At 65.8% G+C, this 15,714-nt stretch carries 18 protein-coding genes; 14 read left to right on the plus strand and 4 right to left on the minus strand.

Annotated elements, in window-relative coordinates; translation table 11 throughout:
- Positions 1-21: 21 nt before the first annotated feature.
- The 4 genes from B2527_RS02285 to B2527_RS02300 form a co-directional block, all read right to left on the minus strand.
- Positions 22-456, minus strand: coding sequence for a hypothetical protein (locus B2527_RS02285; RefSeq protein ID WP_293705930.1), 435 nt, complete (start codon positions 454-456; stop codon positions 22-24).
- 92 nt (positions 457-548) lie between these two features.
- Positions 549-1,364, minus strand: coding sequence for an amidohydrolase (locus B2527_RS02290; RefSeq protein WP_293705931.1), 816 nt, complete (start codon positions 1,362-1,364; stop codon positions 549-551).
- Positions 1,365-1,378: 14 nt separating this feature from the next.
- On the minus strand, positions 1,379-1,681 hold the full coding sequence (locus tag B2527_RS02295) for a hypothetical protein (RefSeq protein WP_293705932.1): 303 nt from the start codon (positions 1,679-1,681) through the stop codon (positions 1,379-1,381).
- Between the two features lie 12 nt (positions 1,682-1,693).
- On the minus strand, positions 1,694-2,842 hold the full coding sequence (locus B2527_RS02300; RefSeq protein ID WP_293705933.1) for a pyridoxal phosphate-dependent aminotransferase: 1,149 nt from the start codon (positions 2,840-2,842) through the stop codon (positions 1,694-1,696).
- Between the two features lie 169 nt (positions 2,843-3,011).
- On the opposite strand from B2527_RS02300, the gene ccmA reads away from it, so the two are divergent.
- The 14 genes from ccmA to B2527_RS02370 all read left to right on the plus strand — a co-directional run bounded on the left by ccmA (position 3,012) and on the right by B2527_RS02370 (position 15,655).
- Positions 3,012-3,668, plus strand: a complete 657-nt coding sequence (gene ccmA, locus B2527_RS02305) for a heme ABC exporter ATP-binding protein CcmA (RefSeq protein ID WP_293705934.1) — start codon at positions 3,012-3,014, stop codon at positions 3,666-3,668.
- A complete protein-coding gene (ccmB, locus tag B2527_RS02310) occupies positions 3,665-4,360 on the plus strand; it encodes a heme exporter protein CcmB (RefSeq protein ID WP_293705935.1) in 696 nt (231 codons plus the stop codon). The genes ccmA and ccmB overlap by 4 nt, the downstream gene beginning before the upstream one ends.
- A gap of 44 nt (positions 4,361-4,404) precedes the next feature.
- Entirely contained in the window at positions 4,405-5,085 is a 681-nt protein-coding gene (locus B2527_RS02315) for a TetR/AcrR family transcriptional regulator (RefSeq protein ID WP_293705936.1), read from the plus strand.
- A 152-nt stretch (positions 5,086-5,237) separates the two neighbouring features.
- Positions 5,238-6,257: a DmsE family decaheme c-type cytochrome gene (locus B2527_RS02320; RefSeq protein WP_293705937.1), complete on the plus strand. Its 1,020-nt coding sequence runs from the start codon at positions 5,238-5,240 to the stop codon at positions 6,255-6,257.
- Between the two features lie 12 nt (positions 6,258-6,269).
- On the plus strand, positions 6,270-8,801 hold the full coding sequence (locus B2527_RS02325; protein WP_293705938.1) for an MtrB/PioB family outer membrane beta-barrel protein: 2,532 nt from the start codon (positions 6,270-6,272) through the stop codon (positions 8,799-8,801).
- The gene (locus tag B2527_RS02330; RefSeq protein ID WP_293705939.1) at positions 8,798-9,568 is read left to right on the plus strand and encodes a c-type cytochrome; all 771 of its coding nucleotides are present in this window, start codon (positions 8,798-8,800) and stop codon (positions 9,566-9,568) included. The genes B2527_RS02325 and B2527_RS02330 overlap by 4 nt, the downstream gene beginning before the upstream one ends.
- A gap of 69 nt (positions 9,569-9,637) precedes the next feature.
- Complete coding sequence (azu, locus tag B2527_RS02335; protein WP_293705940.1) at positions 9,638-10,090, plus strand: azurin; 453 nt, start codon at positions 9,638-9,640, stop codon at positions 10,088-10,090.
- Between the two features lie 137 nt (positions 10,091-10,227).
- Positions 10,228-10,980 carry a heme ABC transporter permease CcmC gene (gene ccmC, locus B2527_RS02340; RefSeq protein WP_293705941.1) on the plus strand — a complete coding sequence of 251 codons (753 nt, stop codon included), beginning with the start codon at positions 10,228-10,230 and terminating at the stop codon, positions 10,978-10,980.
- Complete coding sequence (gene ccmD, locus B2527_RS02345) at positions 10,977-11,150, plus strand: heme exporter protein CcmD (RefSeq protein ID WP_293705942.1); 174 nt, start codon at positions 10,977-10,979, stop codon at positions 11,148-11,150. The genes ccmC and ccmD overlap by 4 nt, the downstream gene beginning before the upstream one ends.
- The gene (gene ccmE / locus B2527_RS02350; RefSeq protein ID WP_293705943.1) at positions 11,147-11,614 is read left to right on the plus strand and encodes a cytochrome c maturation protein CcmE; all 468 of its coding nucleotides are present in this window, start codon (positions 11,147-11,149) and stop codon (positions 11,612-11,614) included. The genes ccmD and ccmE overlap by 4 nt, the downstream gene beginning before the upstream one ends.
- On the plus strand, positions 11,615-13,549 hold the full coding sequence (locus tag B2527_RS02355) for a heme lyase CcmF/NrfE family subunit (protein ID WP_293705944.1): 1,935 nt from the start codon (positions 11,615-11,617) through the stop codon (positions 13,547-13,549).
- Positions 13,546-14,178, plus strand: a complete 633-nt coding sequence (locus B2527_RS02360) for a DsbE family thiol:disulfide interchange protein (RefSeq protein WP_293705945.1) — start codon at positions 13,546-13,548, stop codon at positions 14,176-14,178. The genes B2527_RS02355 and B2527_RS02360 overlap by 4 nt, the downstream gene beginning before the upstream one ends.
- On the plus strand, positions 14,175-14,627 hold the full coding sequence (locus B2527_RS02365) for a cytochrome c-type biogenesis protein (protein ID WP_293705946.1): 453 nt from the start codon (positions 14,175-14,177) through the stop codon (positions 14,625-14,627). Before B2527_RS02360 ends, B2527_RS02365 begins: the two co-directional genes overlap by 4 nt.
- Positions 14,621-15,655: a tetratricopeptide repeat protein gene (locus tag B2527_RS02370; protein ID WP_293705947.1), complete on the plus strand. Its 1,035-nt coding sequence runs from the start codon at positions 14,621-14,623 to the stop codon at positions 15,653-15,655. The genes B2527_RS02365 and B2527_RS02370 overlap by 7 nt, the downstream gene beginning before the upstream one ends.
- Positions 15,656-15,714: the final 59 nt, after the last annotated feature.

Raw genomic sequence — 15,714 nt, forward strand, 5'->3', positions numbered from 1 at the left:
CAACGTGGTGGGTTTACACACCTAGCGGCGTTCAATGACGAACTTGCCGAAGCCAACCCCCAGGCTCCAGCCCCGACCGGTACCTGCCAGTGCCAGCGACACGTCGCCCTTGGTCATCACCTGCGCGTCGGTTGCCCGCGATGCACTCGCATGGACCTCGGCTGCCGCGTAGGTGCCAACCAGATCATTCAGAGAATACGCCCCCGTGAACTTGCCGCGTCCATCGGTAATGGTTGTGCGTCCAACCGTCAGCCCCCCACCCTTGGCGGTGATCTTGACCGGGAAACTTGTGCCGTTGTCACAACTGATCGTGCCCGTCCCTTCCGCGGTCTTGTAGAACGCCGACCAGCCGGACAGGTTGTAGCGCAGCTCGCAATCGATGTTGCCTGCTGCCTGTGCCGCCGGTGCGACCGCACCAACTGCCAGCAGCAACAGGGCTGTGGTGATCTTCTTCATCGGGTTTCCTCCTGCCGGTTGTAACCAGCGCCGAGACTAGCAGCGCCGGAGCGCTGCGTAGCGGCCCGCAACCCGGGCACAAGGGTCAGCGTTCAGCGAGCCTCCACCGGCCCGGCCAGTTCGAACGCATCAGCATCCAGCATGGCCGGGAAGCGCTCGCGGTGTGCAGCCAGGGCCTGCGCCGAGATCGTGCTGGTCACGACCTGTTCGTGCTCGCGGATCTCTACCTGCGCCTGGCCCAGGAAGTCGATCACCGCGCTGTCCCCGCTGTAGTGCAGGTTGTTGCCGTCCACGCCGATGCGGTTGACCACCGCCACGTAGCACAGGTTCTCGATGGCGCGCGCGCGGGCCAGCGTGCGCCAGGCATGGGAGCGCGCCGACGGCCAGTTGGCGACGAAGATCTGCAGGTCGAAATCCAGCTGCCCGGCGCGTTCCACGTCGTAACGGTTGCGGCAGAACACTGGAAAGCGCAGGTCGTAGCAGACCTGTGGATTGATCCGCCAGCCTTTCCATTCAATGCACAGGCGTGCATTGCCGGCGGCATAACGCTTGTGTTCGCCGCCATAGCGGAACAGATGGCGCTTGTCGTAGTAGTGCAGTTGTCCATCGGGCGTGGCCCACAGCAGGCGGTTATGGACCTTGCCATCCACCCGCAGTTGCACGCTGCCGGTCACCGCCGCGTCCAGCGCGCGCGCCTGGTCGCGGATCCATGCCACGGTTGGCCCGTCCATGTCCTCGGCCTGATCGATGGCGTCGTTGGAGAAGCCACTGGTGAAGGTCTCCGGCAGGATCACCAGATCCGTCTGCCCGGCCAGCGGTGCCAGCAACGCCGCGTAGTAGTCACGGTTGCCCGCCGGGTCGTGCCAGCGGGTGTCACCCTGTACAAGCGAGATACGTAGGTCTTGCATGGTCATTTCTGTCCCTACCACCGAAAACGAAATATCACACTGGCCACGAATACCATGGTCAGCACCGGCAGCAGCCATTGCAGGCCTGCCACCCAGCGATTGCCGGGCTGGCGCCGTTCTTCCTCGCTCAACATGCCGAGGTAGAGGCGCGTGTAGCGGGAAAAACTGCCGCGCAGGGCAAGCAGCCCATCATCCACCGATACCTGTCGCTGCCGCACGCCTTCCTGCACCACCGAGAAAAACAGCAACAGCTTCAGTAAGCCGGCAAGCAGCAGCAGGCCGGCACTGAGCAGCATCAGCAGCGTACCTGTCGGCATGCCCGGCCTGGATCAGAGCGCCTGGAGCCGTTCGATCGCGGCATCCAGGGTGGCCTCGTTCTTGGCAAAGCACAGACGCACCAGGCGCTGCCCGGCCGGCGGCGTTTCGTAGAACGGCGACAACGGAATGGCGGTGACGCCCTTCTCGATGGTCAGCCACTTCACGAACTCATGGTCCGGCAGATCGCTGATGGCCGAGTAATCCACCAACTGGAAGTATCCGCCTGGCACCGGCAACGGCTTCAGCCGGGTGCTCAGCAACTGCTCGCGGAAACGGTCGCGCTTGGCCTGGTAGAAGGCCCCCAGTTCAAGGTGGTGCTCGGGCTCGTCGCGGATCATCGCGGCAAAGCCATATTGCGCTGGGCTGTAAGTGGTGAAGGTGTTGTACTGATGGACCTTGCGGAACTCGGCGGTCATGGCCGGCGGCGCGATCGCATAGCCGATCTTCCAACCGGTGCAATGGTAGGTCTTGCCGAAGCTGGAGATCACGAACGCGCGCTCGCGCAGCTCCGGGTAGCGCAGCGCCGATTCATGGCGGGCGCCGTCATAGACGATGTGCTCGTAGACTTCGTCTGAAACCAGGTAGATATCGGTGCCGCGCAGCACCTCGATCAAGGCCTGCATGTCGGCAGCCGACAGCATCGCCCCGGAGGGGTTGTGCGGGGTATTGACCATCAGCATGCGGGTGCGCGGGGTGATGGCGGCGCGCACCTTGTCCCAATCCACCGCAAAAGTCTGCGGATCCAGCGCCACGTGCACCGCGCGCGCGCCGGCCAGGTCGATGGCCGGTTCGTAACAATCATAAGCCGGGTCCAGCACGATCACTTCCTCGCCCGCCCGCACCACTGCATGGATGGCGTTGAAGATGGCTTCGGTACCGCCCGAGGTCACCGTGATCTCGCTGTCAGCGTCCACCTGGGCGCCGTAGCAATCCAGCACCTTCTGTGCGATGGCCTGCCGCAGGGGGGCCACGCCGGTCATCGGCGCATACTGGTTCAAGCCATCACGCATGGCCTTGGCGGTTTCATCTATCAGCCGCTGCGGCGCCGGGAAATCCGGAAAGCCCTGGCCCAGGTTGACCGCGCCGTGTTCGGCAGCCAGCTGCGACATCACGGTGAAAATGGTGGTGCCCACCTTGGGCAGCTTGGTCTGCGGTTGCATCGTTACGTACACGCCGGCGGAGGAAAGCACCGAGTTTACGCAAAGCCGCGGATTTAAGCCGCAGCGCGGACGCCATTGCTGCAGGACATGGCGATGCCGGGTCTATAATGCGCCCCCTCCCGGCACCCGCCCGGCAGTGCCCTCCTCCAAGGACGGAAGCGCCCGATCGATGATTGACTCCACCACCGCCCCGCCATTGCTCGCCGCCCGCGGATTGCGCTTCAGCCGCAACGAAGAACCGGTGTTCGGCCCGTTGGACCTGCACGTGGACGCTGGCGAAGCCCTGCTGGTGCAGGGCAGCAACGGTGCCGGCAAGACCACCCTGCTGCGCGTGTTGGCCGGCCTGCTGGCAGCAGACCAGGGGCAGATCGAGATCGATGGGCGCACGGCCAGCAACAGTGACCGCTCGCGCTACATTGCCTACCTGAGCCACCTCACCGCACTCAAGCAGGATCTGGGCACACTGGAGAACCTGCACTTCCTGTGCGGCCTGCAGGGCCGCCGCGCACGCCAGATGCCCGGCAATGCGCTGGCCATCGTCGGCCTGGCCGGCTACGAGGAAACGCCGGTGCGGCAACTGTCGGCCGGGCAGAAAAAGCGCTTGTCGCTGGCCAGGGTGTGGCTGTCGCCCGCCCCGGTCTGGCTGCTGGACGAGCCTTACGCCAACCTCGACCTGGAGGGTATCAACCTGGTCAACCGGATGATCTCGGCGCACCTGCGTAGTGGTGGTGCGGCCTTGGTCACCACCCACGGTGCCTATGCTGCGCCGCCGGTACGCAACCGCCTGCTCACCTTGGGCCGACCCGATCAGGAGGCCGCCGCATGAGCCTGCCCGGACCGCAACCGACCTTGTTCAGCGCCGGCCGCGCGCTGCTGGTGCGTGACCTGAAACTGCTCTGGCGCCGCCGCGGCGACGCCGCCCAGCCGGTACTGTTTGCCCTGTTGGTGGTTGCGCTGTTCGCGCTGGCCCTGGGCGGCGAACCGCGCCTGCTGCAGAGCGTTGCCTCGGCCGTATTGTGGCTGGCGGTACTGCTGGCCGGCCTGTTGTCGCTGGACAGCCTGTTCCGCAGCGATGCCGAGGACGGTTCGCTGGAGCAATGGCTGCTGTCGCCGGTATCCCTGGCCTGGCTGGTCGCGGTTCGGGTGTTCTCGCACTGGCTGACCACGGCCTTCCCGCTGGTGCTGGTCAGCCCACTGCTGGCCGAGCTGATGCAGTTGCCACGTGCACAGCTGCCGGTCCTGATCGCATCGCTGGCATTGGGCACTCCCCTGCTCAGCCTGCTGGGCGCGGTGGTAGCGGCGCTGACCGTTGGCATGCGCCGCGCCGGCATCCTGCTGGCATTGCTGGTCCTGCCGCTGTACGTACCGGTGCTGGTATTCGGTGCCGGCTCGGTGGCAGCGGCGGCGCAGGGGCTGGACCCGCTGGGTGCCCTGTTGATGCTCGCTGCCGGGTTGGTCGTAAGCGCGGTATTGGCCCCCCTTGCAGCCGCACTTGCCATCCGCATTGCCAACTCATAAAGCGCTATTCTTGACGCCGGCTTCACACCCGCGCTCGTCAGCCCATGCCCAACCGGCACCGCCCAGAAAACCCCAGCCCTGACCTGCCCACGCTGCCGCCCCGCCCTGCGGTTGAACTGCAGCGCCGCGGCGAACTGCGGGTGGAAAAATTCCTGGAAGCGGCGACGGTCATCTTCAACGAGAAGGGCTATCAGGCCGCCCGCCTGGCTGACATCGTCAAGCTCGCTGGTGGCTCCATGGCCACCCTCTATCGCGCCTTCGGCGACAAGGTGGGGCTGGTGCACGCGTTGATGGAGCGCAGCATCAACCAGTTCGGTCGCAGCTTGGACGAACTGTCCAGCTCCAACCTGCCTCCCCAGGAGGCGCTGGAACAGGCCGCGTTCAAGATGGTTGAAGAAATTCTTTCGCCAGCACGCATCGCCTGCCATCGCGTGGTCATTGCCGAAGGCATGAGCCAGCCGGAACTGCGCGACTGGTTCCAGGCCCATGGTGTGACCACGATGGAGATCCTGCTCAGCCGCTATTTCGCCCGCGAGCACGACGCTGGCCGCCTGCATATCGAAGACCCCGACCTGGCCGCACGGCATTTCTACATGCTGGTGATCGGCGGGGTGATCCTGCGCTCGGTCAACGGGCGCATGGGGGCCAACGACGTGCCGCTGGCGCAGGAACAGGCACGATCGGCGGTCACGCTTTTCCTGAACGGCGCCCTGCCCCGAACCTGAACCTCCGCTTGCTGCGTTGCAGCTTGCACTGTACCCAAGCCGCTCACAGAATCGTGACGTAATCGCCATTACGTTGTCGGCACCCGTTGTCACCCACCCATCGGCAGGGACAACACAAGGAGGGGAACGTGCGGCTCTACCTAGCGTTTGTGATGTTGGTCGCAACTGTGGCCCTGGTCGCCGCCGCCTGGTTGGCGCCGATCAAGGCCGACGCGTCCGGGCAGGCCGTCAAATTGCCCGAAACCCACTTTGCCTCCACCCAATCCGGCCATGGCTTCAATGCCCCGCCCGGCTTTGCCGATGCCGTACCGGCGCGCAACAAGGCGCACCCGGAAGCCAAATCGGTCGGCCAGCAGGTGTGTACCGCCTGCCACAGCAAGGAAAACGACAACTTCGCGCATACCGCGCACGCCGCCGGCATGCAGGTGGCGCTGGCTGCCAATCCGGCAACCGCCACCTGCGAGGCCTGCCACGGCCCGGGCTCGGTGCACGCGGCCAATCCCACCCAGAAGGGATCGATCATCGCCTTCACCCGCGATGGTGGCACGCCGATCGCCAACCAGACCGAAAGCTGCCTGGGCTGCCACTCCGGCGGGCCGCGTGATGCGTGGCTGGGCTCCATCCATCAGCGCAATGACCTGTCCTGCAGCGATTGCCATAACCCGATGACCAAGTTCTCGGCCGAAGGCCTCACCGCCAAACAGTCGGTCAGTGAGACCTGCGCCACCTGCCACAAGGACATCCGCCAACAGTTCAACCGGCGCTCGCACATGCCCCTGCCGGAAGGCGCCATCAGCTGTGTCGATTGCCACAACCCGCACGGCACGCTCAACCCCACCCTGCTCAAGACCGACACTGTCAACGAAACCTGCTACCAGTGCCACGCGGAAAAGCGCGGCCCGTTCCTGTTCGAACACGCGCCGGTACGCGAGAGCTGCCTGAACTGTCATCAGGTGCATGGCTCCAACCAGCATGCCCTGCTGGTCGCGCCGATCCCGATGCTGTGCCAGCAGTGCCATTCGCATACCCGCCACCCCAACGACCTGCAGACCGAAACCTCGCTCGGCAACGGCCTCACCGCCGACGAGCGGCTGATGGGGCGTGGCTGCATCACCTGCCACGCCCAGGTACACGGCTCCAACCATCCTTCCGGCCCACGTCTGCACAAGTAAAGGGAGAACGACATGTGCACACGGAATCGTTCAAGGAACTGCCGCTGGTCACTGTTATCCCTGGCCTTGATGGCGGGCCTGGCACAGGCCCAGGACAGCGGCGCCGGCGTCGACCTGCAATTTGGCAACTGGCTGGACCCCAGTGGTCGCATCGGCTGGGAGGGCTGTGACAAGGACGGCGAAAGCTGGCTCACTGCGGAAACCCGGCGCACGCCGACCGGTTTCCTGTATGGCTGTGCGCCACAGATGGCCACCGCCAAGCCTTTCGGTGACAACGGCTGGACCTACTCCGGCAAGCTGGCACTGAGCTACCTGCACCTGAGCGGCGACGAGCGCAACAGCACCTGGCGCCGTTTCCGCGACCCCGACGATGGCGTGGTACTGCAGGCCAATTTCAGCCTGGCCCGCGCCGACGATGGCCGTTATGTGGACGTGCGGCTGAGCCGGCTCAGCCGTGACAACCAGTACCTGCGTGCGGTCTTCGGCCAGGCCGGCCGCTACAAGGTGCAGGCATTCGCGCGCAGCACGCCCAACGTGCTCAGCGGCAACGCGCGCTCGATCTGGGACGGCGTCGGCAGCAACCACCTTACCCTGAAGGACGGCCTGACCCCGGCCGGCAGCACCGCCGCGCAGGTTGCGGCCGTGTCCGCCGCGCAACCGTTCAGCACCTTGAGCGTGGTCCGCGACAAGCAGGGCGTCAGCATCAACTACCTGCTCAACCCGCGCTGGACCGGCTATGCCAGCCTCACCCATGAAGAGCGCAAGGGCGCGCGCCCGTTTGGCGGGCCGTTCTTCTTCAACTACCCGTTCCCGGCCAACGGCGGCGTCTACGAGATACCGCGCCCGATCGACGACAGCACGCTCAACTTCATGGGTGGTTTCCGCTTTGTCGGCAACGTCTGGCGCACGGATTTCAACTACACCGGTTCGTTCTTCCGCAACGCGCACAGCGCCTACGACTACCAGGTGCCCTACGGCCTGTACTCGGTGGCTGGTGCCTACACGCCACCGCTTTACCAGGGCTCGTTCGCCTACGAGCCGGAGAACGACTACCACCGTCTGGGCGCCACCTTCGGCCGCAAGCTGCCCAGCTGGAACGGCGATTTCTCGGTCAACCTGGCGCTGACCACCATGCGCCAGAACGACAAGCTGCTGGCGCCGATGGACTGCCAGGGGCAGTTCGGGCAGGCACTGGCGCCACCGTTCATCTATGACTGCGCCAACTGGAGCACCACCGACGCGCTGTCGCGCAAACGTGCCGGGCTGGCCATCAACAACCAGAAGGTCGATGCGCGCCTGGTGCTGATGCCCAATGACGACGTCACCTGGCGCAACACCGCCCGCTATCTGCGCGAGGACTACAGCGGCACCTACTGGGCCTACAACCCGCTCACCGACCAGTACGGCTATATCGCCGAAAACGGTGCCCAGGGCAGCGTGGTGCCCGGCGAAATGGGCGTATGGGACCGCGGCCCGAATGCCTCGGTGCTCACCCGCATCCGTAACCTGCCGCTGGACAAGGAAACCCGCGAGGTGTCCACCGGCGCCGATTTCCGCGCCAACAACAAGAACACCTTGTCGGCCAGCTACACCTACACGGCGATCGAACGCGCCCACCGCGAGGTGGCCACCACCCACGACAACCTGCTCAAGTTCGGCTGGAACAACCGTGCGCTGGACTGGCTCACCTTCCGCGCCAACTACTCCTACCTGGACCGCAGCGGCAGCCGCTACTACTACGATCCATACGAGTTCACCTTCTCCAGCGCGCTGCCGGGTTTCGTCGACCCTGCCGGCGGCCTCAGCCCGCACACGGTCTCGGCGCTGCGCAAGTACGACATCGCCTCGCGCACCCAGCAGAAGCTGGACCTGATGGCGACCTTCATCCTGCCGCATGACATGACGATCTATGCCTCCGCGCGCGGTGACCGCAACCGCTACGACGCACAGATCGGCCGGCAGCGCTTTGACACCTACTCCGGCAGTGTGCAGTGGGAATGGCAGCCCAGCCCGGAGACCACCACCAGCGCCTGGTATGGCTACGACCGCTCCACCCTGGTATTTGCCAACGTCAACGACGGCACCGGCAGCGCCCCGGACCTGGGTGGCCCGACCTACCCGGAGGCCTACCGCTGGTGGATGGATGACGCCCAGCGCAACCACTACGCCGGGGTCAACTTCAATCGTCGCTTCGGCAGGGCGGTACTGGACCTGGCCTGGAACTGGACCTATTCGCGCGGCACCACCCGCTACCGCATGAACTCGGCCGCCGCCATGACCACGCCTGCCAATGCCGCACAGGCCACCGGCGCCTACCCGGTGATGAAGTATCGCGTGACTTCGCTGACCGCCGGACTGACGCTGCCGTTGACCGAGCGCATGCGCCTGCGCGTGTTTGATACCTGGGAGCGCGGCAATCTCTCCGATTGGCACTACTTCGGTTTCGAGGACACGCTGTTATATGACCACCGCGTCTACACCGATGGCGGCCCGGCCAAGTACAACGTCAACCTGGTTGGCATGCTGTTCGAGGTGGCCCTATGAAGGCGCTCTGGTTGATTGCCGCACTGGCTGCCACCGCCGGCCAGGCTGATCCACCGGCCCCGGCCGATGCCCCGGCAGCCGCTCCCGAAGCCGCTGCTGCAAACGAGACGCCGGCCAAACCACTGCCGCGCCTTGACCTGCGCCGCGCTCATGCCCCCGCCGGTGACGCCCAGGCCGGCAAGGGCAAGTCCGAAGTCTGCGCCGCCTGCCATGGGGCCGACGGCATTGCCATCACCCCCGCCTTTCCCAACCTGGCCGGGCAGAAAGCCGACTATCTGTACTGGGCGCTGCATGCCTACAAGGACGGTCGCATGCCCGAGTCGCCAATGACGCCGATGGCCGCGCCGCTGGAAGAACAGGACATCCGCGACTTGGCCGCCTATTACGCCAGTCTGCCGCATCCACCGCCGCCGGCCGACGCCGCTCCGGCCGATCCCATCGACCCGGCCCTGCTTGCCCAGGGCCAGAGCCTCTACATGGCGGGCGACCCGGCCAAGGGCATCCCACCTTGCCAGGGCTGCCACGGCGCCGATGGCCGCGGCAATCCGCAAGCCGCCTACCGTGACCGCAGCGGGCGCACGCCGTATGCCGCCTACCCCTTGCTGCGCGGGCAGCAAAACGACTACCTGCAGACCCGCCTGCAACAGTTCCACGACGACGCCATCGACGCTTCAACCAACAGCCGTGTCATGCACGGCATCGGCAAGCAGTTGGATGGGGACAGCATCAAGGCTGTCTCCACCTGGCTGTCATCGCTGAAGGAGTAAGACCGGTTTCACCTTCCCCCGCGCCACGCCGTGGCGTGCCTCTGCAACCTGCGTTTTGAGGAGTTACCCATGAAATCCCGTATTTTCCTTGCCCTGCTCGCCCTTGGTGGTGCCTCCTCCGCCTATGCCGCCGATAGCTGTTCGGTGAGCCTGGAAGGCAACGATGCGATGAAGTACAACCTCACCAACATCGACGTGCCCAAGACCTGCACCAACTTCACCATCAACCTGAGCCACACCGGCAAGATGGCCAAGAACGTGATGGGCCACAACGTGGTCATCGCCAGGACCACCGACATGGCGGGCATCGACGCCGACGGCATCAAGGCCGGGCTGGCAGCGGACTACCTCAAGGCTGGCGACACCCGCGTGCTTGCCCACAGCAAGGTGGTCGGCGGCGGCGAAAGCACGTCGGTCTCCATCCCGGTGGCCAGTCTCAACGCCGCCGGTGCACCGCTGTCGTTTTTCTGCAGTTTCCCCGGTCACTCGGCGATGATGAAGGGCACGGTCACCCTCAAATAAGCACCCGGTAACGGCCGACACGCTGGTTTTGCGGTATCTTGCACGCGTGTGAAAACAGCAACGGTGCCGTCAACTGCACCCAGCCGGTCGGGCCACACTACGTGGCCCGGCCTTGGTCTTCCTCAGCGAGCGTGCGGATGTTCAAAGCTTTAGTCGGTTGGTTTCACAAGCTGGGCTCACCGCCCTACTTCGACAGCTTTGCTGCCCGCTGGGCGCCGTGGTTCTATCTTGCGTCGCTGCCGCTGTTCGCACTGGGCCTGTGGCAAGCCCTGGCGGTAGTGCCTGCCGATTACCAGCAGGGCGACAGCTTCCGCATCCTCTACATCCACGTGCCGGCGGCCTGGATGAGCCTGTTCGTGTTCGGGCTGATGGCGTTTTACAGTGCCATCGCGCTGATCTGGCGGATCAAGCTGTGCGAGATCCTGGCCATGGCCTGCGCACCGATCGGTGCCGCGTTCACCCTGGTCACCCTGATCACCGGCAGCATCTGGGGCAAACCCATGTGGGGCACCTGGTGGGATTGGGACCCCCGCCTGACCACCGAACTGATCCTGCTGTTCCTGTATCTGGGTGTGATGGGCCTGTACGGTGCCATCGACGACCGCCGTGCCGCGGCCCGCGCCGCTGGCCTGCTGGCCATCGTCGGCGTGGTGTTGCTGCCGGTGATCCGGTATTCCGTCGTCTGGTGGAACTCGCTGCACCAGGGCCAGACCATCCGCATGTTTGGCGAATCCAGCATGGACAGCAGCATGATCCTGCCGCTGTGGCTGATGGTGTTCGCCACCAAATTCTGGTTTGCCGGCTCACTGCTCACCCGCGCCCGCGCCGACAACCTGCGCCGCGACGCAGGCAAGGCCTGGGTGCGCGAGCGCGTGGAGAAATCGGCATGAGCTATTTCAAATACGTGGCGATGGCCTACGCCGTGTTCTTTATCGTGCTGGCCTGGGACTTCATCGTGCCGCGCATGCAGATCCGCCGGCAGTTGCGCGACGCACGCGGTCGCATCGCGCGTGACAAACGTGCCAAGGCGGCCCCCAGCGACGAGGAGCTGAGCCGATGAGCCCGACCCAACGTCGCCGCCTGCTGCTGGTGCTGCTGGTAGTGGCGGTAGCCGGTATCGCCGCCGTGCTGGTTGCCACCGCCCTGCAACGCAATATCGCCTACCTCTACACCCCTGCCGAAGTGAAAGCCGGCAAGGTTGCGCCTGACGCACGCTTCCGCCTGGGCGGCATGGTCGCCAAGGGCTCGTTCAAGCGGGAAAGCGGCGCGCTGCTGGCCCGCTTCGACGTTACCGATGGCGACGCCGTGCTGCCGGTCAGCTACGACCGCATCCTGCCCGACCTGTTCCGCGAGGGGCAGGCGGTGGTCGCCACCGGGCGCATGCGTGACGGCGTGTTCGTTGCCGAGGACGTGCTGGCCAAGCACGACGAAACCTATATGCCCAAGGAGCTGGCCGACAAGATGGGCCAGGCCCATACCAAGCACCAGATCCCGGCCACGGCCCCAGCAACGGAAACGCCCTGAGTGCTCGCTGAAATCGGACAGGTACTACTGATCCTCGCACTGCTGGCGGCCCTGCTGCAGAGCGTGCTGCCACTGGTTGGTGCGCAACGGGGCCTGCCCGCACTGATGGCCACCGCACGCCCCACCGCCTTGTTGCAGCTGACCATGGTGCTGGGTGCGTTCGTGGTGCTGACCATCGCCTTCGTACGCCAGGATTTCTCACTGCGCTACGTGGCCGAAAATTCCAACTCGCTGCTGCCGATGATCTACCGCTATTCGGCGGTTTGGGGCGCGCACGAGGGCTCGCTGCTGCTGTGGACCCTGGTGCTGGCCTTGTGGAGCGCGGCGGTCAGTGAATTCTCCCGCCAGTTGCCCGAGCCGGTGGTGGCACGCGTGCTGGCGGTGATGGGCATGATCAGCGTCGGCTTCCTGGCCTTCCTGCTGTTCACCTCCAACCCCTTCGCCCGCCTGCTGCCGGCACCGGCCGAAGGCCACGATCTCAACCCGCTGCTGCAGGATCCGGGGCTGATCATCCACCCGCCCCTGCTCTACCTGGGCTATGTGGGGTTTGCGGTACCGTTCGCCTTCGCCATCGCTGCCCTGCTCGACGGTCGCATCGACGTGCGCTGGCTGCGCTGGACACGGCCCTGGACCAACGTTGCCTGGGCCTTCCTGACCATCGGCATTGCCTTGGGCAGCTGGTGGGCCTACTACGAACTTGGTTGGGGCGGCTGGTGGTTCTGGGACCCGGTGGAGAACGCCAGTTTCATGCCCTGGCTGGTGGGCGCGGCCCTGCTGCACTCGCAGGCCGCCACGGAAAAGCGCGGCGTATTCGTCGGCTGGACCCTGCTGCTGGCCATCGCCGCATTCGCGCTGTCACTGCTGGGTACCTTCCTGGTGCGCTCGGGCGTGCTGACCAGCGTGCATTCGTTTGCCGCCGATCCCTCGCGCGGCCTGTTCATCCTGATCTTCCTGGGCGTGGTGGTCGGCGGCTCACTGCTGCTGTACGCGCTGCGTGCACCGGGCATGGGCGGCGACGGCCAGGACCCCAGGCGCGCATTTGCCCTCAACTCGCGCGAAGGCCTCCTGCTGGCCAACAATCTGTTGCTGGCCAGCGCCTGCGCCATGGTGCTGCTGGGCACGCTCTACCCGTTGCTGGCCGATGCACTGAACCTGGGCAAGGTGTCGGTGGGGCCGCCTTATTTCGGCACCTTGTTCCTGCTGCTGATGGCCCCGCTGGTGTTGTTGCTGCCGTTTGGTCCGCTCACCCGCTGGCAGCGCGAACAGGGCATGCGCCCACTGACCCTGCTGCTGCCCTGGGCCGCGCTGGCCGTGGTACTGGGCGTGATCGGCTGGTGGTTGGCGCCCCAAGGCAAGCTGAAAACCGGGATCGGCATCGCCGCCGCGGTGTGGGTAGCCGCTGGCACCCTGTACTACCTGTGGACCCGTCTGCGCGGCGGCGGCCGGCCCAAGGCTGAAACCTGGGGCATGCTGGTCGCCCATATGGGTATCGCCGTGTTCCTGGTCGGCGCCCTGCTGGTGGAAGCACTGAACGTGCAGCATGAAGTGGCACTGGCGCCTGGCCAATCGGTTGACGCCGGCGGCTACACGCTGGTGTTCGAAGGCGTGGACGCCACCGATGGCCCCAACTACCACTCCGACCGTGGCCACCTGAAGGTGCTGCGCGACGACCGCCTGGTGGCCCGCCTGCACCCGGAAAAGCGCATGTACGCCAGTGGCGGCCAGCCCATGACCGAGGCCGGCATCCATCCGGCCTTGGGTGGCGATGTGTACGTCGCACTGGGAGAATCACTGGGTGACGGCTCCTGGGCCGTGCGCGTACAGATCAAACCCTTTGTCCGCTGGATCTGGCTGGGCGCGGCGCTGATGGCCCTGGGTGGGCTGATCACCGCCGTTGACCGCCGCTTCCGCCGGTTGCCCGAGAAGTCCCGATGAACACCCCTGCAGCAAATCCCGAACCCAACAAGCCACACCGCCTGCCGCCCGTCGCCATCATCCTTGGCGCGTTGTTTTTCCTCGGCCTGATGGGCTTGATGCTGTACGGGGTAAGCCGCTCCGACCGGCCCGATCGCGACAGCCTGCCGTCGGCCTTGATCGGCAAGCCAGCGCCGGCGTTCTCGCTGCCGGTGCTGCATGATCCCAGCGTGCATGTCACCGACAAACAGCTGCGCGGCGCTCCGTATGTGCTCAACGTATGGGGCAGCTGGTGCCCGACCTGCCGCGACGAGCACCCCATCCTCACCCGCTTCGCCGAAACCAAGCGTGTGCGCATGATCGGCTACAACTGGAAGGACGAACCCAGCGAGGCCCTGCGCTGGCTGGAGCAGCTGGGCAACCCCTACATGGTGGTCCTGGCCGACCAGGAAGGCCGCACCGCACTGGATTGGGGCATCGCCGCCGCGCCGGAGACGTTCCTGGTGGATGGCGCCGGCATCGTGCGCTGGAAGTACAGTGGCGCCATTACCCAGCAGGTGATGGACGAACAGCTGATCCCCGCGCTGGAAAAAGTGGAAGCCGCCAGCGGTGGCCACACCGGCGCCCCTGACCTGGGCAAGCTGCAATGAGATACCTGGGTGGCCTGCTGCTGTGGTTGGCGTTGGTGGCTGGCGCGCTGGCGCAACCGGCCGGGGACCCGACCCCGCTTCAGTACCGCGACCGCACCGAGGAAGCCCGCTTCCACGCACTCACCGCCGAACTGCGTTGCGTGCAATGCCAGAACCAGTCGCTGGCCGACTCCAATGCGCAGATCGCCCACGACCTGAGGCGCGAAGTACTCAAGCTGATGCACGAAGGCCGCAGCGACGCCGAGATCAAACAGTTCCTGGTCGAACGCTACGGCGAGTTCGTGCTGTACCGGCCGCAGATGGAAGGCAGCACCCTGCTGTTGTGGCTGGGCCCAGGCCTGTTGCTGCTGGCCGGTGCCGTGGTGCTGGTGCTGCATGTCCGTCGTCGTGCGCGCAGCGTGCCAGCCTCGGCTGCCGACGATGCCAGCCAGGAAGAACGCGAATGGTGAACTGGCCTTTCCTCATAGGTGCGGGCCTGCTGGCCGCCGTCGCTACCGGGCTTGCGCTGCTGCCATTGTGGCGTGCGGGGCAGCACCGCATCTGGGGCACCCTGCTCGCCCTTGCCGTCGTCGCCACGCTGGGCCTGTACCAGTGGCTGGGTACCCCGGCCGCACTGCAACCGCAGGCCGTGGCCAGTGAGGGCCCGCAGACTATTGAACAAGGCATCAGCGCCCTGCAGGAGGCCCTGGCCAAGAACCCGCAACGGGTGGATGGCTGGGTGCTGCTGGCCCGTTCACAGCTGGAGATCGGCAAGGTGGCCGATGCCGCCGCGTCCTACCAGCGCGCCGTGCAACTGGCCCCCGACGAACCCGGGGTGCTGGTCGAGGCTGCCCAGACCCGTGCCCAGGCCGATCCCAAGTTCCTGTTCGACGATACCGCCAGCCAATGGCTGGCCCATGCCCGCGAACTGGCGCCCGACAACGAGCGCGCCATCTGGCTGACCGGCATCGTGCAGCGCCAGCGCGGCCAAGACGAACTGGCCGCACAGACCTGGGAAAGCCTGCTCAGCCGCCTGGAGCCGGCTGCTGCCGTCGCCCTGCAGGAGCAGATCGACATCGCCCGCGGCAAAAAGCCCAGTACCGCGCACGGCCGCGATGCCAGCGCTACACCGTCCGCCGCCACGGCCGCAGGCAACAGCATCCAGGTAACCGTCACGGTTGCGCCGGCCCTGGCGGCGCGGGCCGCCTCCGGTAAGGAGACCCTGTTCGTCATCGCCCGCGTCCCGGGCGGCCCGCCCATGCCGGTGGCGGTGGAACGTCACCCGGCCCAGGCCACTCCCCTGACAGTGACGCTGGATGACGGCGACAGCCCCATGCCAACGCAGAAATTGTCCGACCTGCAGGAAGTGGAAGTGTTCGCCCGCCTCTCCAGCAGTGGCACGGCGATGCGCGGCGAAGGGGATATCGAATCGGAACCGGTCCGGGTCAAGCTGCCAACCAATGAACCCTTGAATGTGGTGATCGAGCCCCGGCCCTGAGGCCTGCAGGCATGGACGCCAAGGCAGGACGTGCTGCAGCCTCGACTGCGACGCAAGGT

Source organism: Stenotrophomonas sp. UBA7606, assembly GCF_002477705.1.
GTDB lineage: Bacteria > Pseudomonadota > Gammaproteobacteria > Xanthomonadales > Xanthomonadaceae > Stenotrophomonas.